Raw genomic sequence first — 25,803 nt, 5'->3', positions numbered from 1 at the left:
TCCTTCGTCATTCCGGGGCGCGCGAAGCGCGAGCCCGGAATCCATTTGTCGACGATCACTGCGGCCCGATGGATCCCGGGTTCGCGCTCATGCGCGCCCCGGGATGACGCTTCGCGTCATTTCTTCACCAGCGGGCAGCGCGACTGCTCCAGCGACTGGAACGCCTCGCTGCCGGGCACGGTGGCGAGCAGCTTGTAGTCGTCCCAGCGGGCCTTCGATTCCGACGGCTTCTTCACCTCGAACAGGTACATGTCGTGGATCATGCGGCCGTCCTCGCGGATCTTGCCACCCTTGGCGAAGAAGTCGTTGATCGGCGTCTCCTTCATCACCTTCATGACAGTCGCTGCATCGGTCGTGCCGGCCGCCTTCACCGCCTTCAGGTAATGCGTGACGGAGGAGTAGACGCCGGCCTGTGCCGAGGTCGGCGGCCGCTTCACGCGCTCCTGAAAGCGCTTCGAGAATGCGCGCGTGTCGTCGTTGAGGTCCCAGTAGAAGGCTTCCGCCAGCAGCAGGCCCTGCGCGGTCTCCAGACCGATCGAGTCGATGTCGGTGACGAAGGCGAGCAGCGGCGAGACCTTCTGGCCGCCCTTGGTGATGCCGAACTCGGCCGCCTGCTTGATCGCGTTGACGGTGTCGCCGCCGGCATTCGCAAGCCCGATCACCTTGGCCTTGGAGGCCTGGGCCTGGAGCAGGAACGAGGAGAAATCCGACGTGTTGAGCGGGTGGCGCACGCTGCCCAGCACCTTGCCGCCCGTCTTGATGACGACGGCACTGGTGTCCTTCTCCAGGTCCTGGCCGAAGGCGTAATCGGCGGTGAGGAAGAACCAGCTGTCGAGGCCAGACTTCACGGCCGCAAGGCCGGTCACATTGGCCTGGCCGTAGGTGTCGAACACGTAGTGGATGGTATAGGGACCGCAGGCCTCGTTGGTGAGACGGATCGAGCCCGGGCCGTTGAAGATAATGATCTTGTTGCGCGCTTTGGCGATCTCGCCGGCCGCAAGCGCAGTGGCGGAAGCCGCGACGTCGTAGATCATCTCGACGCCCTGGTTGTCGAGCATATCGCGGGCGATGTTGGCGGAGAGATCGGCCTTGTTTTGATGGTCGGCCGCCAGCACCTGGATCTTGCGGCCCAACACCTCGCCGCCGAAATCCTCCACCGCCATCTTGGCCGCGGTCTCGCTGCCGGGACCGGTGATGTCGGCATAGAGGCTCGACATGTCGAGGATGCCGCCGATCTTGAGAGGTGGCTTGTCCTGGGCCTGCGCGGTGGCGCTCGCACTGAGGGCAAACGCGGCGGCAAAAATGCCCGACAAAACAGTCTTCATGGAAAACGATCTCCCTTGTCGCGCCGTACTCTGATGGCGGCTTGGTTGTTGCTCTTGGCAATCGTTATTGGCAATCGCTGTTGCCGCAATCATGCCGCATGCGCAAGAGCGCAGCAAGCGCGGGCTGCGATGCGCGTCTGCGATTGCGTCATGTTTTCCGCAAAGCGGAATGGTGGAATGACGCAAGATCTTTCCGCGTCATTGCGGGCGTGTGACGTAACAGCAAATCCCCACACGCGCTGCCGTAGGGTGGGCAAAGGCGCGCTCTTCGCGCCGTGCCCACGGCCCGCGCGATCGGCAAAGACGTGGGCACGCTTCGCTTTGCCCACCCTACGAAGGCCCCTTCGTCGTTGGCATCGTTTGAGTTATGATCCAGGCATAACGCAACCTCTCCGGGCAACGTGGCGCAACGGCTTCATCTCACCGTCGCAATTCTTCTCCTCGCGGGTCGCACCGCGTCCGCCGCACCGTGCCAATTCGAATCCCAAGGCGAAGGCCGTGTCGCTGCCATCGTCGATGCCCGCAGCGTGCGTCTCGATGACGGCCGCGAAATCCGCCTCGCAGGCATCGAGACGACGGCGACCACGAAGCAGGCGCTGGCTTCGCTGCTCGCCGGCCGCGACGTGACGCTTCGCGGTAGCGACGACACGCCCGACCGCTACGGCCGGCAAGGCGCACTGGTCTTCATCGGCGAAAGCGACACCCCGTTGCAGGCCGTGCTGCTCGCCCAGGGCGACGCCATGGTCTCCGCCGAAATCACGGACAAGGACTGCGCGGCGGCCCTGATGACGTCGGAGGCCGAGGCGCGGCGCCAAAAAAAGGGCAACTGGGCTGACCCGTCGGCCATAAAAAACGCGGAAAGTCCGGACGATATTTTGGCGGGGATCGGGCGCTTTGTGGTGGTCGAGGGTAAAGTCCTGTCGGTCCGGCAAGCTGGGGCAATGACCTACCTCAACTTCGGACGGAACTGGACACGTGGCTTTGCCGCGACTATTTCAAAGCGCACGCTGCCGGCGTTCGAAAGCGCTGGAATCACCATTAAGTCATTGGAAAGTAAGCGTATTCGAGTCCGGGGCTGGGTCGAGGGAAGTACGGGGCCGCGGATCGATGTGCGGCTCGTGGGGCAGGTCGAGTTGCTGGGCGCAAACGAGCCGACAGGGGTAAGGCCTTAAATCAGGCCAGGCACGGGTTAAGCGACGTGAATGGGGTGCTAGAACGGCACGTACGGAATGAAGGCCGCCGCCTGCGGGCTGCGCCGGCCGCGCTTTGCCTCGTGCTGGGTACGGCCCTCGCCGGCTGTGGCGACATGGGCCGGTTCCAGGCCGCCGCGACCCCGCCGACCGTTGCGATGCCCAAGCCCAAGCCGGCCGTCGCGCAGACACCCGCCACCGAGAAGGAGCACGAGCGCATCCTGGCGAGCTATGGCGGCACCTATGACGATCCCAGGCTCGAATCACTCGTCAGCAAGACCGTCGACCGGCTGGTCGCTGCGTCCGACCGTCCCGATCAGGGCTACAAGGTCACCATCCTCAATTCCGGCGCCGTGAACGCCTTCGCGCTGCCGAACGGCCAGCTCTATGTCACGCGCGGACTTCTCGCGCTCGCCAGCGACACCTCGGAATTGTCCTCCGTGCTCAGCCACGAGATGGCCCATGTGCTGTCCAAGCACGCCGCGATGCGCGAGGACCAGGCGCGCCAGGCCGCGATCGTCACCCGCGTCGTCACCGACATGAGCAACGACCCCGACCTCACCGCGCTGGCGCTGGCCAAGACCAAGCTCACCATGGCGAGCTTTTCGCGCAAGCAGGAGTTCGAGGCCGACGGCATCGGCGTCGGCATTTCGGCCAAGGCGCATTTCGACCCCTACGGCGCGGCGCGTTTCCTCTCGGCGATGGAACGCAATGCCGAGCTGAAGGCCGGCAAGAGCTCGCTCGATCCGCGCGCGCAGGATTTCACCTCGTCGCATCCGGCGACCCCGGAGCGCGTGCAGAACGCGCAGACCATTGCGCGGCAATATACTGCGCCTGAAGGCGCCGAGCGCGACCGCGAGACCTATCTCGCTGCGATCGACAATCTCGTCTACGGCGAAGACCCCAGCGAAGGTTTCGTCCGCGGCCGCCGCTTCCTGCATCCGAAGCTGGGCTTCACCTTCCAGGCGCCGGACAATTTCACGCTCGACAACACCGCCCAGGCCGTGATCGGCGTGCGCGAGGGCGGCGCACAGGCGATGCGTTTCGACGTGGTGCGGGTGCCGGCCGAGCAGTCGCTCGGCGACTACCTCAATTCCGGCTGGATGGAGGGCGTCGAGAAGGCGTCCACCGAAGACATCACCATCAACGGCTTCCCGGCCGCGTCCGCCGCCGCCAAGGGCGACCAGTGGCAGTTCAAGGTCTATGCGCTGCGCTTCGGCAGCGACGTCTATCGCTTCATCTTCGCGGCCCGGCAGAAGTCGACCGAGAGCGAGCGCAATGCGCGCGAGACCGTCAATTCGTTCCGCCGCCTGACGCTGGACGAGATCCAGGCCGCGCGACCGCTGCGCATCAAGGTCATCACCGTGCAGCCCGGCGACACCGTGGAATCGCTCTCCCACCGCATGGCCGGCGTCGATCATCCCGCCGAGCGTTTTCGCGTGCTGAACGGCCTCGATCGCACCGCGCAGGTGAAGGTGCGCGATCGCGTGAAGATCGTGGCGGATTGACGCTGCCGTAGGGTGGGCAAAGCGCAAGCGTGCCCACGCATCTTTTGCGATCGAGAGAGATGGTGGGCACGGCGCGAAGCGCGCCTTTGCCCACCCTTGTATTAGCGCGCCGGATTAGAATGGCCTGGTTCCGTGAGGAATGGCCCAGCCCGGGTGGCCGCCCGAGCTGGGCCGCCGATCGATCGGATCGATGCCCACCGAAGCCTTGAGGGCTGCGTTTTGTAGCAAGATCGCGGTCGGCACTTCATCGGGACCCGCATGGTTGAACGAACTTCAGGTTCGCATCACAAGGGAGGGTCGAGGAAGATGGCCAAACGTAACACGATCTGTGCTGGAATCGATACCAGCAAAGATAAGCTCGACGTGGCGCTCGATGGCAGTTCGGAGGAGCTGCAGGTCAAGAACACGGCGGAAGGCCACCAGGAGCTGGTGGAGTGGCTGAAGCGCCACAAGGTCAAGCGGGTTGGGATCGAGGCAAGCGGTGGTTACGAGCAGGCGGCGGTCGCCGAACTGCGACGCCAGCGGTTTGTCGTCATCGTGTTTCAGCCGATCCAGGTCCGCGCCTATGCCACGTTCCATTTGCAACGGGCCAAGAACGACAAAATGGATGCCGCATTGATTGCGGCCTGCACCGCCGCGGTCAAGAAGATCCATCCCGCTCCAGACCCCCGGCTGCAGCCTTTTGCCGTGCATCTGACGATGATCGACCAGATCAAGGAGGACATCGCAAAGCTCAAGAATCGGCTGGAGAGCTGCCCTGACGAACGTGTCCAGAAGTTCTGGAAGGAGCAGATCGCTCTGTTGGCCAAGCACAGACGAGCCGAGTTCAAGGCCCTGGTGGCAGCGATCCGCAAGCATCGCGATCTCGCCGCACGGCTCGATCTGATCTACAGCGTTGGCGGCAGCGGTTTGCCGACCGCGGTTGCCATCTTGATCAGGATGCCCGAGATCGGTCAGATCACCCGCGAGCAAGCCGCAGCCCTCACCGGGCTTGCGCCGTACGATGACGACAGCGGCAAGCATGTCGGCGCCCGCAGGATTGACGGCGGACGCCAGCGCTTGCGTCAGGCGCTCTACACCGCAGCTCTTCCGGCATCCTTCCGCTGGAATCCGCAACTCATGGCCCTGTACAGCCGGCTGATCGCCGCCGGCAAGGGCCACAAGCGCGCGCTGGTCGCCTGTGCCAGGAAGCTGATCGTCATCATCAACGCCGTCGTCGCCCGCGGAACACCGTGGGTCGCCGAACCGCCCAGAACCGCGAGTGTGTCCGTCACCTGATCTCGTTTCTTTGTTCGATCAGGCGACCGTTTCTTCGTCCCGACCTGCCGTCAAGACGACGCCGCGCGCCGCGGCCGTCAAGGATGGCCGTCGCGCTCGTCTCACCTCACGTCGACTGCCGCCAGGCCACGCCTTGACGGCCGCAAGCACGGCGTCATGCTCGCGGAAATCGGGCGTGCTTTAATGGTTGCTACGACAGCTGTTGTGTGGCGACCGCTTGAGCCTCAGCGCCCCGCGTCCATGTCGCCCGCCTCGCGCTGGCCGCTGAGCCAGAGCGCAAGCAGGGTCCAGAACGCACCGGACAGCAGGTACGCACCCGAGGCGATGACACCGAGATTGGTGGCAAGCAGCAATGCGACCAGCGGAGCGAAGCCGGCACCGAACAGCCAAGCCATGTCCGAGGTCAGCGCGGACGCCGTGTAGCGGTACGCCTGCTTGAAGTTCGAGGCGATCGCGCCGGAGGACTGGCCGAAGGACAGGCCGAGCAGGATGAAGCCGATCACCATGTAGATGGTCTCGCCGAACGCGCCGGCATCGAGCAGCTGCGGGGCAAAACCGCTGTAGATCGCGATCGCGATCGCCGATCCCATCAGCAGCGACTTGCGGCCGACGCGGTCGGCGATGACGCCGGACAGCACGATCGCACCGACACCGAACACGGCGGCGACGATCTCGATGATCAGGAAGCGCACCGGGCTTTCGCGGGTGAACAGGAACACCCAGGACAGCGGAAACACCGTGACCATGTGGAACAGCGCGAAGCTCGCCAGCGGCGCGAACGCCCCCAACATGATGTTCTGGCCTTCGCTCGCGACGGTGTCGGAGATGCGCGCGGGCTGCAATTCGCGGGTCTCGAACAGCGAGGCATATTCCTCGGTCGTCACCATGCGCAGGCGCGCGAACAGCGCCACGACGTTGATGGCAAACGCGACGAAGAACGGATAGCGCCAGCCCCAGTCGAAGAAATCGTCGGCCGAGAGATTGCCGGCGAAATAGGCGAACAGCGCGCTCGCCACGATCAGCCCGAGCGGGGCGCCGAGCTGCGGCACCATCGCGTACCAGCCGCGCTTGGAGGGCGGCGCGTTCAGCGCGAGCAGCGAAGCCATGCCGTCCCAGGCGCCGCCCCAGGCCAGACCCTGCGCGATGCGCGCCAGCGCCAGCAACCAGATCGCGGCAACGCCGATGTCGTGATAGCCCGGCAGGAACGCCAGCGCGACCGTGGCGGTGCCGAGCAGGAACAGCGCCGAGATCAGCTTTGCGGTCTTGCCGTAGGCACGGTCAACCGTCATGAAAATGACGGTGCCGATCGGCCGGGCCATGAAGGCCAGCGCGAAGATCATGAAAGAATAGAGCGTGCCGGTCAGTTCGCTCGCGAACGGGAACACCAGGCGCGGGAACACGATCACCGAGGCGATCGCGAAGACGAAGAAGTCGAAGAATTCCGAGGTGCGGCCGATGATGACGCCGATGGCGATCTCGCCGGGACTGGCCTGGTCGTGGCCGTGCTCGCCCGTGTGGAGGTCTGCCATTGCGGGGGTCTGTGCCGTCGCCATTCGTGCGCCCTTAACGTCCTGAAACCAAAGCCGACCGCCCGGCGGGCGCCGGGCAATCTGGCCTTCTCTGGCCCAACATTCCGCACTGCAACATTGGACAAATTGTCCAATGTCCGGATTGTTGCGCCGCAGCTACCCGTTGGCCCCGCAAAAGAAACTCATTCTCAAAGGCTCGGCCCGTGTCTCGTCTCAAGATCCTGGCGCTACTACCTCTGGCTGCCGCGCTCAGCGGCTGCGACTACGTCGTGCTGGCGCCAGCCGGCGATATCGCCGCCCAGCAGCGCGACCTCGTCATCATCTCCACCGTCCTGATGCTCTTGATCGTCGTCCCCGTGATGGCGCTGACGGTGCTGTTCGCCTGGCGCTATCGCCAGTCCAACACGGCCGCTCGCTACGAGCCGGAATGGGACCACTCGACCAAGCTCGAGCTGGTGATCTGGTCCGCACCGCTGCTGATCATCGTCTGCCTGGGCGCGCTGACCTGGATGGGCACCCATCTGCTCGACCCCTATCGCACGCTCGGCCGCATCCATGCCGACCGCGCCTTGGACCAGTCCAAGGCTCCGCTCGAGGTCGACGTCGTCGCGCTCGATTGGAAGTGGCTCTTCATCTATCCCGACTACGGCATCGCCACCGTCAACGAGCTCGCAGCTCCGGTCGACCGTCCGATCAAATTCCGCATCACCGCGTCCTCGGTGATGAACTCGTTCTACATCCCCGCGCTCGCCGGCCAGATCTACGCGATGCCGGGAATGGAGACGAAGCTCCACGCCGTCGTCAACCACGCCGGCACGTATAAGGGCTTCTCGGCGAACTACAGCGGCGCCGGCTTCTCCGGCATGCACTTCAACTTTAGGGGACTTGACGACAAGGGTTTTGACGCCTGGATCGCCAGCGCCAAATCCGCCGGCGGCTCGCTCGGCCGCGCCGAATATCTCCAGCTCGAAAAGCCCAGCCAGAACGAGCCGGTGCGCCGCTACGGCACGATCGACTCCGATCTCTACCGTCTGATCCTCAACATGTGCGTCGAGACCGGCAAGATGTGCCAGAGCGAGATGATGGCGATCGACGCCAAGGGCGGCAACGGTCATCAGGGCCTGAACAACATCCTGCCGCTCACTTACGACAAGTACGCCCGCCGCGGCACCCCGCTCGGGCCGGAGCCGACTTTCGTGGCCGGCATCTGCACGCCCGATGCGCCGCAGGGCAAGACCACGGCGTCCATCACGGCTCCCGTCGACACGGCGCCGTTGCTCGGCGCCGGCCTGAAGCGGCCGAGCTTCGCGCCGCTCAAGTCCTCGTCCTTCTTCCTCGGACTGCGTCCGAAGTCAGACTCCTAAAGAGATCCCCGCATGTCTCCTGATCTTCTCAAGCTCATCTTCGGCCGGCTCGGCTTCGAATCGCTACCGCTGCACGAGCCGATCGTCGTCGGCACCTTCGCGGTGGTCGCGCTCGGCGGCGCCGCACTGCTCGGCGGTCTCACCTATTTCCGCCTCTGGGGTTATCTCTGGCGCGAATGGTTCACCACCGTCGACCACAAGCGCATCGGCATCATGTACATGATCCTCGGCATCGTGATGCTGCTGCGGGGCTTCGCCGATGCGCTGATGATGCGCGGCCAGCAGATGCTCGCCTTTGGCGGCTCCGAAGGCTATCTCAACGCACATCACTACGATCAGGTCTTCACCGCCCACGGGGTGATCATGATCTTCTTCGTGGCGATGCCGCTGGTGACCGGCCTGATGAACTACGTCGTGCCGCTCCAGATCGGCGCGCGCGACGTGTCGTTCCCGTTCCTGAACAATTTCAGCTTCTGGATGACGGTCGGCGGCGCAGTGCTGGTGATGGCTTCGCTGTTCATCGGCGAGTTCGCCCGCACCGGCTGGCTGGCTTATCCGCCGCTGTCGAACATCGGCTACAGTCCCGATGTCGGCGTCGACTATTACATCTGGGCGCTGCAGGTCGCCGGCGTCGGCACGACGCTGTCAGGCATCAACCTGATCTGCACCATCGTCAAGCTGCGCTGCCCCGGCATGACCATGATGAAGATGCCGGTCTTCACCTGGACCTCGCTCTGCACCAACGTCCTGATCGTCGCCTCCTTCCCGGTCCTGACCGTCGTGCTCGCGCTGCTCTCGCTCGACCGCTACGTCGGCACCAACTTCTTCACGAACGATTTCGGCGGCAGCCCGATGATGTACGTGAACCTGATCTGGATCTGGGGCCATCCCGAGGTCTACATCCTGGTTCTCCCGGCGTTCGGCATCTTCTCGGAGGTGACCTCGACCTTCTCCGGCAAGCGGCTGTTCGGCTACACCTCGATGGTCTACGCCACGGTCGTCATCACCATCCTGTCGTACCTGGTCTGGCTGCACCACTTCTTCACGATGGGCTCGGGCGCCAGCGTCAACTCTTTCTTCGGCATCACCACGATGATCATCTCGATCCCGACGGGCGCGAAGATGTTCAATTGGCTGTTCACGATGTATCGCGGCCGTATCCGCTACGAGCTGCCCATGATGTGGACGATCGCCTTCATGCTGACCTTCGTGATCGGCGGCATGACCGGCGTGCTGCTGGCGGTGCCGCCGGCCGACTTCGTCCTGCACAACAGCCTGTTCCTGATCGCACACTTCCACAACGTGATCATCGGCGGCGTGGTGTTCGGCGCCTTCGCCGGCATCTCCTACTGGTTCCCGAAAGCGTTCGGCTTCAAGCTCGATCCGTTCTGGGGCAAGATGTCGTTCTGGTTCTGGGTCACCGGCTTCTACCTCGCCTTCATGCCGCTCTACGTGCTCGGCCTGATGGGCGTGACCCGTCGCCTGCGCGTGTTCGACGATCCGTCCTTGCAGATCTGGTTCGTCATCGCCGCGATCGGGGCCTTCCTCGTCCTCCTCGGTATCCTCAGCATGCTGATGCAGTTCGCGGTCAGCTTCCTCAGGCGCGAGCAGCTCAAGGACGTCACCGGCGATCCCTGGGACGCGCGCACGCTGGAATGGGCGACCTCCTCGCCCCCTCCCGACTACAACTTCGCCTTCACCCCCGTCGTTCACGACAATGACGCGTGGTGGGACATGAAGAAGCGCGGCTACCAGCGTCCGCTCACCGGGTTCAGGCCGATCCACATGCCCAGCAGCACCGGCACCGGCATCATCCTCGCCGGCCTCGCCACCGCGATGGGATTCGGCCTGATCTGGTACATGTGGTGGCTCGCCGCCGTGAGCTTCGCCGCGCTGCTCGTCGTCGGTATCGGCCACACCTTCAACTATCACCGCGACTTCGACATTCCGGCTGAAGACGTCATCCGGACCGAGGACGCGCGCACCAAACTGCTCGCCGGAGCCAAGTAAATGACTGTCGCTGTCAATCCCGCCCAGACCGGCGAGCCGGTCTTCTATCTCGCCGACGAGCACCCGCATCCGGAAGGCTGGAGCACCTCGCTCGGCTTCTGGATCTACCTGATGAGCGACTGTCTCATCTTCGCGATCCTGTTCGCCACCTTCGGCGTGCTCGGCGGCAACTACGCCGCAGGTCCCGCGCCGAAGGACCTGTTCGACCTGAACCTGGTCGCGGTGAACACCTCGATGCTGCTGCTTTCATCGATCACGTATGGTTTTGCCATGCTGACGATGCAGCAGAACCGGGTCGCACAGACGCAGGTCTGGCTGGCGATCACCGGCTTGTTCGGCCTCGCCTTCATCGGCATCGAACTCACCGAGTTCGCTCACATGATCCATGAAGGCGCCACGCCCCAGCGCAGCGCCTTCCTGTCGGCGTTCTTCACCCTGGTCGGCACCCACGGCCTGCACGTCTCCTGCGGCCTGATCTGGCTGGTGACGCTGATGGTGCAGGTCCAGAAGTTCGGCCTGATCGAAGCCAACCGCCGCCGTCTGATGTGCCTCTCGATGTTCTGGCACTTCCTCGACGTGGTCTGGATCGGCGTCTTCACCTTCGTCTATCTCCTGGGAGTTCTGCGATGAACACCGATACCCATGCCGCCCATGCGGGCGATCATCACCACGAAGGCGGCCACGCCCACGGCTCGTTCTCGACCTATATGCTCGGTTTCGTGCTCTCGGTCGTGCTGACCGCGATCCCGTTCTGGCTGGTGATGAGCGGCGCACTGCCGAGCAAGCAGATCACCGCGCTCGTCATCATGGCCTTCGCAGTCGTGCAGATCGTCGTGCACATGATCTACTTCCTGCACATGAACACGACGTCCGAGAACGGTTGGAGCATGATGGCGCTGATCTTCACCATCGTGATGGTGGTGATCGCGCTGTCGGGTTCGCTGTGGGTGATGAGCCACCTCAACAGCAACATGATGCCGATGCACCAGATGAGCGGAATGAAGTGAGCGAGTCAGGGACCGAGACAAGCCGGGCGAACGGAGCGCGCAGCGAGGCTGCGCGGTCCCCGTCCCTGTGGCTCACGGTCCTCTCGCTGACGGCCTTTGTTCTTCTGATCGCACTCGGCGTCTGGCAGATCGAGCGCCGCGCCTGGAAGCTGGCGCTGATCGACCGCGTCGAGCAGCGCGTCCATGCCCCGGCCCAGCCGGTCCCCTCGCCCGATTCATGGCCTGCGGTTTCCACGGCAAATGACGAATACAGGCATGTCAGCGTCACCGGCCGCTTCCTGCATGACCGCGAGACGCTGGTCCAGGCGGTCACCGAGGAAGGCCCGGGCTATTGGGTGCTGACACCGCTCCAGCGCAACGACGGCACACAGATCCTGGTCAACCGCGGCTTCGTGCCGTCCGAGCGGCGCGACGCATCGACGCGCCGGGACGGCAATCCGGACGGCCAGGTCGAGATCACCGGCCTGCTCCGCATCACAGAGCCGAAAGGCGGATTCCTCCGGAACAACGTGCCCCAGCACAACCGCTGGTATTCGCGCGATGTCGCCGCGATTGCGACGGCCCGCGGTCTGCACGATGTCGCGCCGTTCTTCGTCGATGCCGATGCCGGATCACAATCCGGCAGCGGGCCGATCGGCGGATTGACCGTGGTCAGCTTTCCCAATAACCACCTGATCTACGCGCTGACGTGGTTCGCCCTGGCTTTCATGCTGGCGGGTAAACTCTTCGTCACATTCGGCGGCGGGCTGTTCCGCCGCAAACGCTTCGTCCACGAACCGGCCGGCGGCTCCGATGCCGTCGCCCGCAGGACGGGATCAGATGCTGGAACGATCGTCGAACAGGCCTGACGACGGGAAGACGCTTTCCCAACCATTTGCGCATGACGGGCTGGCCGTCACGCTGCAATCGCAGGCCGACGCGCGCAGCGAGCTGATCGGCACGACTCCGACCGACGACGAGACGAACCGCAAGAACATGGCGCTGCTGATCCAGCTGCGCTGGACCGCGGTGGTCGGCCAGATCGTGACCATCGGCGGCGTGCATTTCGGGCTCGGCATTCCCCTGCCGCTGGAGCGGATGGGCGCGGTGATCGGCGCGCTGGTGCTGCTCAACGTCTCCAGCCTCGTCTGGGTGCGCCATCGCGCCGCGATCACCAACAACGAGCTGCTGGTCGCCTTGATGCTGGACGTCGCCGCGCTGACCGCGCAGCTCTACCTCTCTGGCGGCGCCACCAATCCCTTCACCTCGCTGTTCCTGCTCCAGGTGACGCTCGGCGCGGTGCTGCTCGATGCCCGCTCAACCTGGTCGCTGGTCGCGCTGACCTGCGCGAGTTTTGTCTGGCTGACGCTGGCATACCGCCCGCTGGACCTGCCGCCCAACCCATTGAGCGAGACCTACACGCTCACGGTCGCCGGCATGCTGCTGGGCTTCGTGCTCAACGCCGTGCTGCTGGTCGTGTTCGTCACGCGCATCAATCGAAACCTGAGGGAGCGCGACGCGCATCTGGCAGCCTTGCGCCAGCATGCCGCCGAGCAGGATCACATCGTCCGCATGGGCCTGCTCGCCTCCGGCGCGGCCCATGAGCTCGGCACGCCGCTCGCCTCGCTCTCGGTGATCCTCAGCGATTGGCGCCGCATGCCCGATCTTGCCGCCGATCAGGAGCTCGCCGAGGACCTCGCGGAGATGGAGACCTCGCTGCAACGCTGCAAGTCGATCGTGACAGGGATCCTGGTCTCGGCAGGCGAAGCACGCGGCGAAGGCTCATCGCCGACGACGGTGACGGCCTTCGTCACCGCCCTGGTCGACGAATGGCGCGACGCGCGTTCGGCGCGGACGCTCTACTTCGTCAATACGTTCGGCGCAGACGTCGCCATCGTCTCCGACATCGCGTTGAAGCAGGTCATCTTCAACGTGCTCGACAACGCCTACGAGGTCTCGCGGGAATGGGTCGAGCTCGTCGCCGAGCGCGAGGGCGACAATCTCGTGCTGTCGATCAGCGATCGCGGCCCCGGCTTTGCGCCGGAGATGCTGGCGCAGCTCGGAAAGCCCTATCACTCGAGCAAGGGCCGCGCTGGCGGCGGGCTCGGGCTGTTCCTGGTGGTGAACGTCGTGCGCAAGCTCGGAGGCAGCGTGACCGCCGAGAACCACAGGAAGCGCGGCGCCACGGTCCGCCTCACGCTGCCGCTCGCAACGTTGGCGATCGGAGGGAATTTTGACGCCTGACCGTTCGCTCATCGTCGTCGAGGACGATGCCGGCTTTGCGCGCACGCTGAAGCGCTCGTTCGAGCGCCGCGGCTATGATGTCGTGCTCGCCGCCTCGATCGAGGACGTGCGGAACGTGCTGGAGGAGCGCTCCTTCGGCCACGCCGTTGTCGACCTCAAGCTCGGCGGCGCCTCGGGCCTCGCCTGCGTCGAGCTCCTGCACACGCATGATCCTGACATGCTGATCGTGGTGCTCACAGGCTTTGCCAGCATTTCGACCGCCGTCGAGGCGATCAAGCTGGGCGCCTGCCACTATCTCGCAAAGCCCTCGAACACCGACGACATCGAAGCCGCCTTCAACAAAGCCGAAGGCAACGCCGAGGTCGCGCTCGATGCACGGCCGACCTCGATCAAGACGCTGGAATGGGAGCGCATCCACCAGACCCTGATCGAGACGGATTTCAACATCTCGGAAGCGGCGCGAAGGCTCGGCATGCACCGGCGCACGCTGGCGCGCAAGCTCGAGAAGCGGCCGGTGAAGTAGGCGGCCACGCGTCGTTTGACGAAGACTCTCTCCTCTCGTCGTCCCGGCGAACGCCGGGACCCATACCGCGGAATCTATCGTTGCGATCGGTAGGCGTACCGAGCGACTAGTCTTCGTCAAACTTCTCCCTGGGGTATGGGTCCCGGCGTTCGCCGGGACGACACCGAGTTTGTCGAGAGAGCTCTTGCACAAAGCTTCCGTCATCGACTTGGAAAACGTCCCCAAACAAAAAGCCCGGCGCGAGGCCGGGCTTTTGGTTGCTTGCGCAGAACGAAGCTGCTTACGCGGCTTCGTCGGCGACCGTGGTGTCGTCGCCATCGGTATCGTCGGCATCGCCCTCGGCATCCGCCTCGCCCTCGGCGGCTTCCGCCTTGGCGTTGCGGCGCGGGCTCTTGGCGAGCTGGGCCTCGATCTCCTTGACCGCTTCGGTCTCGGTCGAGTGCTGCACCACCGCGATCTCGCGGGACAGACGATCGAGCGCCGCTTCATAGAGCTGGCGTTCGCTGTAGGACTGCTCCGGCTGCGACTCCGAGCGATAGAGGTCGCGCACGACTTCCGCGATCGCGACGATGTCGCCCGAATTGATCTTCGCTTCGTATTCCTGGGCACGGCGCGACCACATGGTGCGCTTGACGCGGGCGCGGCCCTTGAGCGTCTCCAGCGCCTTCTTCACCAGCGCCGGCTCGGACAGCTTGCGCATGCCGACATTGGCGACCTTGGCGGTCGGCACGCGCAGCGTCATCTTGTCCTTGATGAAGTTGATGACGAACAGCTCGAGCTTCGCGCCGGCGATCTCCTGCTCCTCGATGGCCAGGATCTGGCCGACGCCGTGAGCGGGATAGACGACGAATTCATTGGCCTTGAAGCCCTGACGCTGGGTCACGACCTTCTTTTCCTCGACCTTCGGCGCAGCGGCCGCCGGCTTCACGGCGGGCTTGGCGGCAGCAACGGGAGCCTTGGCAGGAGCAGCAACGGGAGCCTTCGACGCGGCGGGCTTGGCAGCGGGAGCCTTGGCGGCAACGGGCTTGACAGCAGGCTTGGCAGCGGTCGCTTTCGCGGCCGGTTTGGCAGTCTTGTTAGGCATTGCGCTTCTTTTGTTCTTCGAGGACTTTGCAGCCGGCGCCTTCGTCGCGGTCCGACCCTTGGATGCGCTACGGCTGGCCGCGGCGACTTTTTTGGCCTCCTTATGGGAAGCCCTCGCTGAAGTACTCTTTTTACGCGTTTTCTGTGACACAGCCTGCGCGCGGAAACTGCCACGCCCCTGTTCGACATTTGGTTTCACGGGAACCCAGCGGGGCCAACGGGGCTGACGGGTTCGGCTTAATGTGCCCAATATAGCACATTTCCCGCAAAAATCAATGATTTAGGGGTCTTGAGGGCTGGTTTTCAGCGACAGCGCCGCTATTAGGGTTAAGTTTGAGCCCGATTCAGTCGCCGGAGCCGGGGTTCGGAGAAAAATATTTCTCGAACTTGCCTTCCATGCCGTCGAATTCCTTGGCGTCGGCAGGTGATTCTTTCTTCTGGGTGATGTTCGGCCAGCTCTTGGCGTAGTCGGCGTTGACCGAAAGCCACTTTTCCAGGCCCGGTTCCGTGTCCGGCTTGATGGCGTCGGCGGGGCATTCCGGCTCGCACACGCCGCAATCGATGCACTCGTCGGGGTGGATGACGAGCATGTTGTCACCCTCGTAGAAGCAATCGACCGGGCAGACCTCGACGCAGTCGGTGTACTTGCACTTGATGCAGTTTTCAGTGACGACGTAAGTCATCCAACGCTCCGAAAAGCTCTTTTAAAAGTCGCGGCTTGCGTAGCGCGGATGGCCGGGCGCCGCAAGGTCGGGAAGGCCCGATCATGACCGCTTTGTGTGTTTGATCGACCAAGAAGTGAATTCGAAACGCAATTAATTGCGTTTCGCTTCGCTTAGCTCCTCAAAGAGCACCCGCGCCGCGGCAGCATCGCCACGGCGCTCGCTGAAGCCGGTGACCTTCAACACCCGCACGGTGCGATCGAGCGCGACGGTGATGACGTCGCCGATCTTGATCGCATGCCCCGGCGACTTTTCGCGCTCACCGTTGACGCGAACGTGGCCCGACCCGACGAGCTCGGCCGCGGAGGTGCGCGCCTTCACCACCCGCGCGTGCCACAACCATTTGTCGAGGCGCTGCCGCTCGGTCGTGGGATTACTCCTTCCGACCAGACAGCTGCTCTTTCAGCGCGGCGAGCTTGGCGAAGGGCGAATTCGGATCGGCCGGGCGATCGCGCTCGCGCGGGTTTGCGCTCGAGGCGTAGGGACGCAGCGACGGTCCGCCCTGGCGGTCGCGGCCCTTGTCGCGATCACGGCCGCGGTTGTCACGGCCCTTGTCGCGATCTCCGCCGAACTTGCCCTTGTCGCGATCGCGTCCCTTGTTGTCGCGATCCTTGCCCTCGAAGCGGCGATTCCTGTCGTCGCGCCCCTCGGGACGCGGCGCGCCTTCGCCACCTTCGCGCGGCTTGCGGAAGTCTCTGCCGCCGTCCCTGCGATGGCCGCCATGACGCTGGCCCGGCTTCGCGCCGTCGGCGGCTTGCGCGGCCCCGCCTTCCGCGGGCGCGGCACCTGCCTCGGCGCCTCCTTGCGGACGCGGCTGATGGTGATGACGCTGATGGCGATGGCGCTCGTGGCGTGGCTTGCGGTCCTCGTGACGGCCGCCGGGACGCCAGACCTCGATCAGTTCGGGCTCGGCGGGCGTCGCCGCAGCTTCAGGCGCGGCGGCGTCGGGTGACGCGGCAGCTTCGGTTGCGGCGGTCTCGGCCGGAGCGGCTTCGAGGCCGGCAGCCTCGACGGGCGCAGCGGGCTCTTCCGCCGGCGGCGCAATGCCGGGGGCGTCTTCGGGCGTGACGGGGGCCTCCGGAGAGGCTTCCAGCACGGGCTCGGCCTCCTGGGCCGGCTCGTCCTGCACCTCCATGCCGGGCGCATCTTCGACGGTGACCGGCTCGGCGACCGCTTCGGTGGAGGCCTCCGCCGGCAGGCCGGCAACGGCCTCCGCCGCGGTCTCGGTCGAGGAGTCGGCGCTTCCTTCAGCCGGCGGCGTCTCGGCCGCGACCGTTTCCACCACGGCCGGCTTTTGCGGCAGCGGCGGACGCTTCTCCATGCGATAGCCGAGCGCACGCAGCACCGAGGCGAAATCCTCGCCGGCAGATCCGGTGAGCGAGGTCATCGCCTGCGTCACCACGAAACTGCGGCCGTCGAAGGCGCCGGCCGGCTTTTCGCCGGACGCGTTCTCGCGCCAGGCCAGCGCCGGGCGGATCAGATCGGCAAGACGCTCCAGGATGTCGACGCGCACGGCGCGTTCGCCGGCCTGCTTGTAGCCGAGCACGCGATAGGCATCGCGCGGCAGCGCCTTGTCGACCGGGAACGAGGTACGGCCCGAGCTCGCCAGATGCTGCGCGCCCGACAGCGAGGACAGATCGACATTGTCCTGCTTCAGCGCCCACAACAGCGCTGCGAGCGCACGCGCGGCAGGCTTCAAAAGGCCGGGGAAATAGATGTGGTAGGCGCCGAACCGGACGCCGTATTTGCGCAGCACCGCGCGCGAGGGCTGGTCGAGATCCTTCAGCTCGTTCGCGATCTTGGGCCGCTCCAGCACGCCGAGCGCCTCGACGAGCTGATAGGCGATGCCGCGGGCGATGCCGGTGACGTCCTCGGCCTTGGAGAGCTCGAACATCGGCCCGAGCAGCTTCTCGACATGCGTCTTGAGCCAGAGCTCGAGCCGGGCCTGCACTTTTTCGCGCGGCGCCCCGGTGAGACGCTCGTCCGAGATGATGCGGATGCGCGGATGCAGCGCCTCCTCTGCGGCAGACAGCCGCGCCACGGCGTCGCCGGTCCAGCGGATGGTGCCTTCCGAGGTCAGCACGAACTGATCGTCCGGCGCGTTGCCGAGCTTTTCGGCGCGCGTGTTGATCTCGCCGGCGAGCACTGCTTGCGCTGCAGCCTGCAAGGCTTTCGCATCCGAACCAGCTTCCGCCGCATCCGGTGCAAAGGTGAAGCCGTCGAGGCGGCCGATGACATGGCCTTCGACGATGACTTCGCCGGTCTTGCCGATTTCAGTATTCAAGCTCGTGTTCTCCCGCAGGCGGCGCATCAATACACTGGTCCGGCGATCAACGAAACGCTCAGTCAAGCGTTCATGGAGCGCATCCGATAATTTATTTTCGACCTCGCGGGCGATCCCCTGCCAGCGTTCGGGGTCTTTCAGCCAGTCCGGGCGGTTGGCGACGAAGGTCCAGGTGCGGATCTGCGCGATCCGGGCCGACAGCGTGTCGATGTCGCCGTCGACGCGGTCGGCCTGGGTGATCTGGGCCTCGAACCAGGCGTCGGGGATGCAGCCCTTCCGCATCAGGAAGCCGTACAACGTGGTCACCAGCTCGGCATGGGCGGCCGGCGACAGTTTCCGGTAATCGGGGACCTGGCAGGCCTCCCACAGCCGCTCCACCGCCGCCTTGCCATGCGCGATATCGCGCACCTCGACGTCGCGGGCGGCATGGTCGAGCACGCGCATGTCCTCGGCGACAGGGGCGCGCGTCAGCGCCTCGTGGCCGGGGGCGAGGTTCAGGGACACCTGGAGCGCGCCGAGCGAGGAGAAATCCAGCCTGGCGTTGCGCCATTGCAGCATCTTCACGGGGTCGAAAGTGTGGTTCTGCAGCGCGTTGACGAGCTCGGGCTCGAACGGTGCGCAGCGGCCGGTGGTGCCGAAAGTGCCGTTGCGCGTGGCGCGGCCGGCGCGCCCCGCGATCTGCGCGAATTCGGACGGCGTCAGGCGGCGGAACTGGTAGCCGTCGAACTTGCGGTCGGAGGCGAAGGCGACGTGGTCGACGTCGAGATTGAGACCCATGCCGACGGCGTCGGTGGCGACGAGATAATCGACATCGCCGTTCTGGAACATCGCCACCTGCGCATTGCGGGTGCGCGGTGAGAGCGAGCCCAGCACCACGGCGGCGCCGCCATGCTGGCGGCGGATCAGCTCGGCGATGGCGTAGACTTCATCGGCCGAGAACGCGACGATCGCGGTGCGGCGCGGCTGGCGCGTGATCTTGCGATCGCCGGCGAATTCCAGCTGCGACAGGCGCGGCCGCGTGATCATGGAGACGCCCGGCAACAGCCGCTCGATGATCGGGCGCATGGTGGCAGCGCCGAGCAGCAGCGTCTCGTCGCGGCCCCGGCGGTTGAGGAGCCGATCGGTGAAGACGTGGCCGCGTTCGAGATCGCTGGCGATCTGGACCTCGTCGACGGCAAGGAAGGAGACGTCGAGGTCGCGCGGCATCGCCTCGACGGTCGACACCCAATAGCGCGGGCTCTTCGGCTTGATCTTCTCCTCGCCGGTGACGAGCGCGACCGCCTCGGCTCCGACCCGCGCGGCGATCTTGTTGTAGACCTCGCGCGCCAAGAGGCGCAGCGGCAGCCCGATCATCCCGGAAGGGTGCGCCAGCATCCGCTCGATGGCGAGATGGGTCTTGCCGGTGTTGGTCGGCCCGAGCACCGCAGTGACGCCGGCGCCAGGCACGCGATCGGACGGCGCGCGCTCGGAAGCGAAGGGGGAGGAGGAAAAGGGCATCTGGGGGATTAGGTAGTGGCGATTTGGGCGAATGTCAGTGCTGTTGTGGGCGGGGGCGGGCAGCGCTTGGAAGTCACCTCGCCCCGCTTGCGGGGAGAGGTCGGCGCAAAGCGCCGGGTGAGGGGGACTCTCCGCGAGTCCATCTGTCACCGCATCTGTGGAGACTCCCCCTCACCCCGACCCTCTCCCCGCAAGCGGGGCGAGGGAGAAAAACCTCGCGCAACTGTCTCACTTTGCGACGCTTTTCCCGTTAGTCTTAAGCTTCGGAACGACTCTAGAACGAATCGCGGCCGAATCGCTGACTCCCCCCGGAGTCATGTTCCGTTCACGCAACATGTCGCGGGAGTCTTATTGGCCGCAACTAGATGGAGTTTTGGGCCGCCGTACAAGTGACGTTTCGATGGCGCAAAGCCTTAAGTTGGGGACGGCGCGGAGTCGAATCAGAATCAGGGAGGAGTCAAATGGATTCCGGGACCGGAGCCGCCGGGACCAATTTTTGCGAAAACAACCCCATGCACAGTAGGCAAGTGATTGAATTTGCAAAACCTTCACGCAGCCAAAAACTCTGCTCGTCATTCCGGGGCGCGCCTCTTGGCGCGAGCCCGGAATCCATCGTGCAGCGGAGACTGTCTCACGATGGATTCCGGGTTCGCGACTGCGTCGCGCCCCGGAATGACGGCCGAGAGAGAGGGTAGAGAGAGAACGCGCTACGGCAGCCGCCGCTTACTGCGTCTTCGCCACCCTTGGCGGCTGGGCCGTGGTGATGAAGCTGGTCGCTTCCAGCATGGCCGGCCCCAGGGGCGTCGGCACTTTCAGCCAGAACGGGACCAGGACGCGGGTGCCGGCGACGGGGGCAAACGCAATCTCGATGTTGCGCTGGGCGGCGAGATATTTGATCACGGGGCGGTCGGGGATGTAGCCGGCGACGGGCACGAAATAGAGCGAACAGACCACCACCGGGCCGTGATAGCCCTTCTCCGCCTTCACATTCTCCATGCGCTTGAAATCAAGCTTCAGATCGTAGCGCATGCGGCCGTCGAACACCGGGGCCGAGTTGTGGCAGGCGTCCGGCGAGACTGGGTCGCCATTGCCGGGCACGCGCAGCAGCGAGGCCGTCATGGGGTCCCAGACGCCGCGGCGATGCGCGTCGGTGACGACGATACGGTCCGGATCGACCGGCGGCTCCGGCAGAATGGCAAAATCCTTCACATTGCCCTTGTCGAGCGTGATGCGGATCTCTTCGGTCTTCTTCGAGGTGGTGGTGGAGGCCTGGTAGCCGGTCGCCACCAGCGCGCCGTTGACGATCCGCCCTTGGCTAGCGCCGGTGCCGGACCCGCCCGTGAACGACTTCAATAGCCCCGAGGTGCCGCCCGCGGCCGCCGCCGAGAACACGTCGTCCTGGATGTCGATGTTCCAGCCGCCCTTGCCGACGGGAATGCCGGCCAGCGAGGCCTCATATTGCGCCTCGAGCTTGCCCTGCGCCGCCGCGGGCACCGCGCCCCACGCCACGGCCAGGCCGCAAAGCGCCGCCAGCCAGCCGGCAAAGCGCGGGCGGACTGAGCGCTCTTCTGGCGCAAGAGGGGACGTTGTGAGCACGAAACAATCCAATCGGGGCGCGACGGTTGTTACTTAAGCCAAAAACCGCGGCAAACAATGTGTCCGGGCGTCTCGAGCCGGGAACTCCACCGGAGTCTTCGGTCGCGAATACGCCCTTTATGTGATGGTAAGGCGCGACAAACATTGCCGTTTTGGTGATCGGCTTCGCCTCTCCCGCTGCCTTTTCCCCCTCGCCCCGCTTGCGGGGAGAGGGTCGGGGTGAGGGGGGCTCTCCGCGAGGGCGGTGATAGTTGAGGTCATAGGCGGCCCCCTCCCCCGCGGAGACGCCCCCTCACCCGGAATCCGCGCTATTCGCGCGCATTCCGGCCTCTCCCCGCAGGCGGGGAGAGGCGAAAAGACCGCCCAAATCCTTGACTACCCGCCCCTTCCCCCCTATACGTCCGCGCGCTCCCTGCAAGGACGAAGAATTAGCCCCCGTGGCGCCCCGAATGGCGGCCGCACTCGTTAGGGGTTCGAAACTTAAGGATTTCTACCATGTCTCGCCGCTGCGAACTCACGGCCAAGGGCCCCCTCGTCGGCCACAAGGTCAGCCACTCCAACATCAAGACCAAGCGCCGCTTCCTGCCGAACCTGGTCAACGTGACCTTCATCAGCGAAGCCCTGGAGCGCAACGTGCGCCTGCGCGTCTCGACCAACGCGGTGAAGAGCGTCGACCACAATGGCGGCTTAGATGCCTTCCTGCTCAAGGCCAAGGCCGACCTTCTGTCGCCCCGCGCCCTCGAGCTGAAGCGCGCCATCCAGAAAAAGGTCGGCCCGACGGCTGCACCGGCCAAGAAGGCCAGCTAAGTTTTTCCAGAATTGGGCGGGGGCTAGATTGCGTCGCGTGGCGTAGACTTAGCCAGTAAGAGTTTGCGTTGCGGCCGGATCGGAAGATCCGGCCGTTTTTGTTTGTGGACCTGCAATCTTCGCCCAAAGTGGAATTACGAGAAGTTGTGCTATGAAGTAGCTCTCGCAATCAACAATCATCTCTTGCTGGGGGAGACGTGGGGGCGGTCAACACCAAATCGAAAGCTGTCGCGAATCTTCCGCTTCCTACGCCTTGGCCTAATGCGAACGCTAGGCTACTGGGACTCGGCGTCGGCCTTCCTGTCGATCCTTTAGATCGACTAGCGCAGTTTAGCCCAGAGGAGTTTGAGCGCTTCACCCTCGAATGGGCCTCTGGCTATCTGGCTTCGAAAATTCCGGACGTTCATGAGGTACAGCAGCGGGGTGGCGCTGGCGACAAAGCGCCTAGACTTTATTGCGGAAGGATCGCACTTTTTCAATGGCCTTCAAGAAGTTAGATGTCCGCTTTGCGATCAGCCGATGTCGCCCGATCATACACACAAAGTGACAGTGGCGACAAAAGACATCTATGAGGCCTCCAAAGCAGAGGCGTCAAAAATCTTGGGCCGCCAGACTGATCTGGCCGCTGCAACCGAGAGCCTTAGAAATCGCAGAAAACTCAGAGAGGAAGAGCAAACCGATAGCTCGGCAGCAACGAGGGAGATCGATTCTCGTATCGCCAACGTTCTTATCCCTACAATGCGAGAGGGGGCGCAGCGCCTGGAAAAGCTAATATCGAGGCGGATCGAGTTGGAAGCGATTCGAAACGACCAAGATCAAGTGTCTAGCCTGCGCCTGGCAAAGCAAGCCATCGAAAGAGCATCGGCTAACAGCAAGGGCCCCGCCAAAAAATGGGAGCCGCTGCCGTCAAAGCTACTTCTGACGTTTTGTAAGGAGGTGGAGGCTGTTCTGAAGGAATGGAATTGGAAGGGCGAAGGACGAGTTGACTTTGATGAATCAACCTATGACATCGTCATCGACGGTCAATCTAGACGTTCGCATGGCAAAGGCTTTCGAGCCATCCTGCATTCGGCATTCGTGCTGGGGCTACTCAGGTACTGCGGAAAGAATGGTCGCCCCCATCTAGGCATGGTGCTCCTCGATTCGCCTCTCACGAGCTACAAGAAGGGAAATATTGGCGACGGGAATCAGGACGGACCAATAGATCCTGGAATGGAGAGTGGATTTTGGCGTTCGTTGACCAGCTTCAATACGAATCTGCAACTGATCGTACTTGAGAACAAGGAGCCGCCGAAAGATGTCGCTGCAGCGGTCCACTATGAGTGGTTCGCTGGAGAGAATGCGTTGAACGGTGAGCGTGCGGGCTACATTCCAGTCTAGCCTGCAAACTATTTGTTGCAATTCTGCCATACTCGCCCCGGTATCATCACCCCGAGGCGCATCCCATGGACCATCGCGCACACCCCGCACCCAACCCCTCGCCTAAAAACCTCGTCATTTGCTGTGACGGCCGGCAACGAGATCTCGGAGAACATCTCCAGCGTCCTGAAGCTCCATCGCTGCCTTCGGAAGAGAAACAAGACGCAGCCGCGGCAGATGGTGCTCTGCGATCCCAGGATCGGCCCGCTGCCGCCACCCGTAAACACCCTCCGCGCGCGTTAACCGTTCATTAACCAACGCACCCTAGCCTGCTGTAATCGTCCAGCCATCATTAGCTCGAAATGCCTTCCCGGTTCGCTCCAGGAGAAGCGCCGATGTGCGTTGCGTTGTTGACGTATGCCGATCTCAGTGCCCGCCTCAACATCTCGCGCGAGGCCGCGCGGTCGCTGGCGAGACGACGCCGGCTGCCGCGCTCGCGTTCGGATGACGGCAAGGCCCTGGTGAGCGTTGATCTCGCCGAGCTCCGGTACACGCCCCGCCCGCGACGTGCCGGCCGGGCAGACCCCATCGCCGCCTCCATGGCAAGGATCGAGGCCGTAGAGCCATTTCCGTTCCGACGGCGTCGGAACGGGGCTCCAGATTCTTATTCTGACGCGTTTTCTTCACGCGAACCGGTATCCACTTCGCTCGAAAACGCTCTAGAGACCGAGTCCTTCAAGGCGGAGATCGCGCGGCTCGAAGACGTCGCAACCGCCTACAGGGCCGTGTTCGAGCGCGAGCGGGACCGCGCCGATCGCCTCGCCGTCGAGCTGCAGCAGGCGACCGCCGAGACCATGGCAGCCAATGCGTGGGCGGCACGACTGGAAGACGAAGTGACGGCGCTGCGGAGCGATCGCCGGGACGGCTCGATCGCGGGACACGCCGCGCGTCGATTGGGACATCTGGCGGCCGCCATCGTCAAAGCAGATCGCGCGGCTAGCAGGTAGCGCTCGAGACTTTCTTCAATCCCCGGCTTGCCGGACCAATCGCGAGGGAAAAATGGCTGGCAATATCGATATCCATGAAATTGAAGGCCCGTATCGTCGTGTTCGGCGTCGGCGGCGCAGGCGGCAATGCCGTCAACAACATGATCACGGCCGGGCTGCAAGGGGTCGAGTTCGTGGTCGCCAACACCGACGCGCAGGCGCTGGCCATGTCGAAGGCGAAGCACCTCATCCAGCTCGGCACACATGTCACCGCAGGCCTCGGCGCCGGCTCGCAGCCGGAGCTGGGCCGCGCCGCAGCCGAGGAGGCCATCGATGCGATCCGCAATCAGTTGACCGGCGCGCACATGGTGTTCGTGACGGCGGGGATGGGCGGCGGCACCGGCACCGGGGCTGCACCCGTCGTCGCCAGGACCGCGCGCGAGCTCGGCATTCTCACGATCGGCGTGGTCACCAAGCCGTTCTACTTCGAGGGCCAGCGCCGCATGCGCTTTGCCGAGGCCGGTATCGAGGAGCTGCTGAAGACGGTCGACACCCTCCTGATCATCCCGAACCAGAACCTGTTCCGGGTGGCCAGCGACAAGACCACATTCGCCGATGCCTTCGCCCTTGCCGACCAGGTGCTTTATTCGGGCGTAGCCTGCATCAGCGACCTCATCGTCAAGGAAGGCCTGATCAATCTCGATTTTGCCGACGTCCTCTCCGTCATGAAGGAGAAGGGCAAGGCCATGATGGGACGGGGCGAGGCCTCCGGCGAGAAGCGCGTGCTCGCCGCCGCCGTCGCCGCGATCTCCAATCCGTTGATCGAGAACCCCTCGATCAAGCGCGCCAGCGGCCTCATCATCTCCATCACCGGCGGCAAGGATCTCATGCTGTACGAGGTCGACGAAGCGGCCAGCCGCATTCGCGACGAGGCCGACCCGGACGCCAACATCATCGTCGGCGCGTCCTTTGACGAAAGCCTCGAAGGCATCGTCCGCGTCTCGGTGGTGGCGACCGGTATCGACAATCTCGACCCGGCGCAGGCGCTGCCGGTGGAAACCGCCCTCACGCAGCTCGCCGGCAGGCTGCGCAACGACAGCCGCCGCATCGCCGATCGCATCGAGCGCAGCGCACCCATTCCGCAAGCGGGCAGCCCGCCGCTCCGCCCGCAGCCGCACCACCCCGTGGGGCCACCGGCACGGCCGGGCCTGGACCATGCGCGGCAGGCGGCGCTTCAGCCGCTCGATCCTTACGGCCGCGCGCCTGCGCGCAATGCGCCCGACGAGGCCGTTCTCGATATCCCGGCCTTCCTGCGCCGCGCCGCCAACTGAGGGGTCGAGAGAGCCGCGGTTGCTTGCATGTCGACTACGGAGTCCAACAACAGGTCGTCATCCCGGGGCGCGACGAAGTCGCGAGCCCGGGATCCATAACCACCATCGTGAGTATGGATTCCGGGCTCGCGCCAAGAGGCGCGCCCCGGAATGACGGAGTAAAACAACAACTCTCCCGCTT

The 25,803-nt window shown here is 64.4% G+C and carries 21 protein-coding genes and 1 pseudogene; 15 read left to right on the top strand and 7 right to left on the bottom strand.

Translation table 11 applies throughout. The features are described 5' to 3' along the window. Nucleotides 1–116: 116 nt before the first annotated feature. Complete coding sequence (locus tag CIT37_RS03925) at nt 117–1,325, bottom strand: ABC transporter substrate-binding protein (protein ID WP_028141831.1); 1,209 nt, start codon at nt 1,323–1,325, stop codon at nt 117–119. 401 nt (nt 1,326–1,726) lie between these two features. On the opposite strand from CIT37_RS03925, the gene CIT37_RS03920 reads away from it, so the two are divergent. The 3 genes from CIT37_RS03920 (at nt 1,727) to CIT37_RS03910 (ending at nt 5,301) form a co-directional block, all read left to right on the top strand. Continuing rightward, nucleotides 1,727–2,497, top strand: a complete 771-nt coding sequence (locus CIT37_RS03920) for a thermonuclease family protein (RefSeq protein WP_095425349.1) — start codon at nt 1,727–1,729, stop codon at nt 2,495–2,497. 134 nt (nt 2,498–2,631) lie between these two features. Further along, nucleotides 2,632–4,023, top strand: coding sequence for a M48 family metalloprotease (locus CIT37_RS03915; protein ID WP_240536542.1), 1,392 nt, complete (start codon nt 2,632–2,634; stop codon nt 4,021–4,023). Between the two features lie 306 nt (nt 4,024–4,329). Then, nucleotides 4,330–5,301 carry an IS110 family RNA-guided transposase gene (locus CIT37_RS03910; protein ID WP_161966330.1) on the top strand — a complete coding sequence of 324 codons (972 nt, stop codon included), beginning with the start codon at nt 4,330–4,332 and terminating at the stop codon, nt 5,299–5,301. Nucleotides 5,302–5,525: 224 nt separating this feature from the next. On the opposite strand, the gene CIT37_RS03905 is transcribed toward CIT37_RS03910, so the two are convergent. Then, entirely contained in the window at nt 5,526–6,854 is a 1,329-nt protein-coding gene (locus CIT37_RS03905; RefSeq protein ID WP_028141833.1) for an MFS transporter, read from the bottom strand. A 179-nt stretch (nt 6,855–7,033) separates the two neighbouring features. Between CIT37_RS03905 and cyoA the strand changes: the two genes are divergently transcribed. The 7 genes from cyoA to CIT37_RS03870 are packed head-to-tail and all read left to right on the top strand — an operon-like array spanning nt 7,034 to nt 13,957. Further along, entirely contained in the window at nt 7,034–8,194 is a 1,161-nt protein-coding gene (cyoA, locus tag CIT37_RS03900) for a ubiquinol oxidase subunit II (RefSeq protein WP_028141834.1), read from the top strand. Nucleotides 8,195–8,206: 12 nt separating this feature from the next. Beyond that, the gene (gene cyoB, locus CIT37_RS03895; protein WP_038951155.1) at nt 8,207–10,204 is read left to right on the top strand and encodes a cytochrome o ubiquinol oxidase subunit I; all 1,998 of its coding nucleotides are present in this window, start codon (nt 8,207–8,209) and stop codon (nt 10,202–10,204) included. Beyond that, nucleotides 10,205–10,834: a cytochrome o ubiquinol oxidase subunit III gene (cyoC, locus tag CIT37_RS03890; protein ID WP_095424759.1), complete on the top strand. Its 630-nt coding sequence runs from the start codon at nt 10,205–10,207 to the stop codon at nt 10,832–10,834. Beyond that, entirely contained in the window at nt 10,831–11,211 is a 381-nt protein-coding gene (gene cyoD / locus CIT37_RS03885; protein WP_028141837.1) for a cytochrome o ubiquinol oxidase subunit IV, read from the top strand. The genes cyoC and cyoD overlap by 4 nt, the downstream gene beginning before the upstream one ends. Continuing rightward, a complete protein-coding gene (locus tag CIT37_RS03880; RefSeq protein ID WP_095424758.1) occupies nt 11,208–12,059 on the top strand; it encodes an SURF1 family protein in 852 nt (283 codons plus the stop codon). The genes cyoD and CIT37_RS03880 overlap by 4 nt, the downstream gene beginning before the upstream one ends. After that, entirely contained in the window at nt 12,031–13,434 is a 1,404-nt protein-coding gene (locus CIT37_RS03875; RefSeq protein WP_028141839.1) for an ATP-binding protein, read from the top strand. Before CIT37_RS03880 ends, CIT37_RS03875 begins: the two co-directional genes overlap by 29 nt. Next, entirely contained in the window at nt 13,424–13,957 is a 534-nt protein-coding gene (locus tag CIT37_RS03870) for a response regulator transcription factor (RefSeq protein WP_018316482.1), read from the top strand. Before CIT37_RS03875 ends, CIT37_RS03870 begins: the two co-directional genes overlap by 11 nt. A 280-nt stretch (nt 13,958–14,237) precedes the next feature. Here the strand turns inward: CIT37_RS03870 and CIT37_RS03865 are convergent, their stop codons facing one another. From CIT37_RS03865 to CIT37_RS03845, 5 genes are all read right to left on the bottom strand, one after another. Next, the gene (locus CIT37_RS03865; RefSeq protein ID WP_080670149.1) at nt 14,238–15,041 is read right to left on the bottom strand and encodes a CarD family transcriptional regulator; all 804 of its coding nucleotides are present in this window, start codon (nt 15,039–15,041) and stop codon (nt 14,238–14,240) included. A gap of 343 nt (nt 15,042–15,384) precedes the next feature. Next, entirely contained in the window at nt 15,385–15,723 is a 339-nt protein-coding gene (gene fdxA, locus CIT37_RS03860) for a ferredoxin FdxA (protein ID WP_011082989.1), read from the bottom strand. A 132-nt stretch (nt 15,724–15,855) separates the two neighbouring features. Continuing rightward, nucleotides 15,856–16,086 carry a S4 domain-containing protein gene (locus CIT37_RS03855; RefSeq protein ID WP_018316485.1) on the bottom strand — a complete coding sequence of 77 codons (231 nt, stop codon included), beginning with the start codon at nt 16,084–16,086 and terminating at the stop codon, nt 15,856–15,858. Nucleotides 16,087–16,135: 49 nt separating this feature from the next. Further along, nucleotides 16,136–19,543 (bottom strand): helicase-related protein, encoded by a 3,408-nt coding sequence (locus CIT37_RS03850; RefSeq protein WP_095424757.1) that lies wholly within the window; start codon nt 19,541–19,543, stop codon nt 16,136–16,138. 723 nt (nt 19,544–20,266) lie between these two features. Then, nucleotides 20,267–21,076: a DUF3108 domain-containing protein gene (locus CIT37_RS03845; protein WP_038973650.1), complete on the bottom strand. Its 810-nt coding sequence runs from the start codon at nt 21,074–21,076 to the stop codon at nt 20,267–20,269. 558 nt (nt 21,077–21,634) lie between these two features. On the opposite strand from CIT37_RS03845, the gene rpmB reads away from it, so the two are divergent. The 5 genes and pseudogenes from rpmB (at nt 21,635) to ftsZ (ending at nt 25,622) form a co-directional block, all read left to right on the top strand. Then, complete coding sequence (gene rpmB, locus CIT37_RS03840) at nt 21,635–21,946, top strand: 50S ribosomal protein L28 (RefSeq protein WP_028141842.1); 312 nt, start codon at nt 21,635–21,637, stop codon at nt 21,944–21,946. Between the two features lie 405 nt (nt 21,947–22,351). Next, the gene (locus tag CIT37_RS03835) at nt 22,352–23,326 is read left to right on the top strand and encodes an AAA family ATPase (RefSeq protein ID WP_154694123.1); all 975 of its coding nucleotides are present in this window, start codon (nt 22,352–22,354) and stop codon (nt 23,324–23,326) included. A 65-nt stretch (nt 23,327–23,391) separates the two neighbouring features. Then, a pseudogene (locus CIT37_RS03830) lies at nt 23,392–23,584 on the top strand (phospholipase effector Tle1 domain-containing protein); the annotation flags it as partial. A gap of 116 nt (nt 23,585–23,700) precedes the next feature. Beyond that, the gene (locus CIT37_RS03825; protein ID WP_161966329.1) at nt 23,701–24,312 is read left to right on the top strand and encodes a hypothetical protein; all 612 of its coding nucleotides are present in this window, start codon (nt 23,701–23,703) and stop codon (nt 24,310–24,312) included. A gap of 74 nt (nt 24,313–24,386) precedes the next feature. Next, nucleotides 24,387–25,622 carry a cell division protein FtsZ gene (gene ftsZ / locus CIT37_RS03820; protein ID WP_099421832.1) on the top strand — a complete coding sequence of 412 codons (1,236 nt, stop codon included), beginning with the start codon at nt 24,387–24,389 and terminating at the stop codon, nt 25,620–25,622. Nucleotides 25,623–25,803: the final 181 nt, after the last annotated feature.

Origin of the sequence: Bradyrhizobium ottawaense (assembly GCF_002278135.3) — a bacterium.
GTDB classification, from domain to species: domain Bacteria; phylum Pseudomonadota; class Alphaproteobacteria; order Rhizobiales; family Xanthobacteraceae; genus Bradyrhizobium; species Bradyrhizobium ottawaense.
Note: the sequence above shows the minus strand (reverse complement) of the source record. Positions and strands in the feature narration are given on the sequence as shown.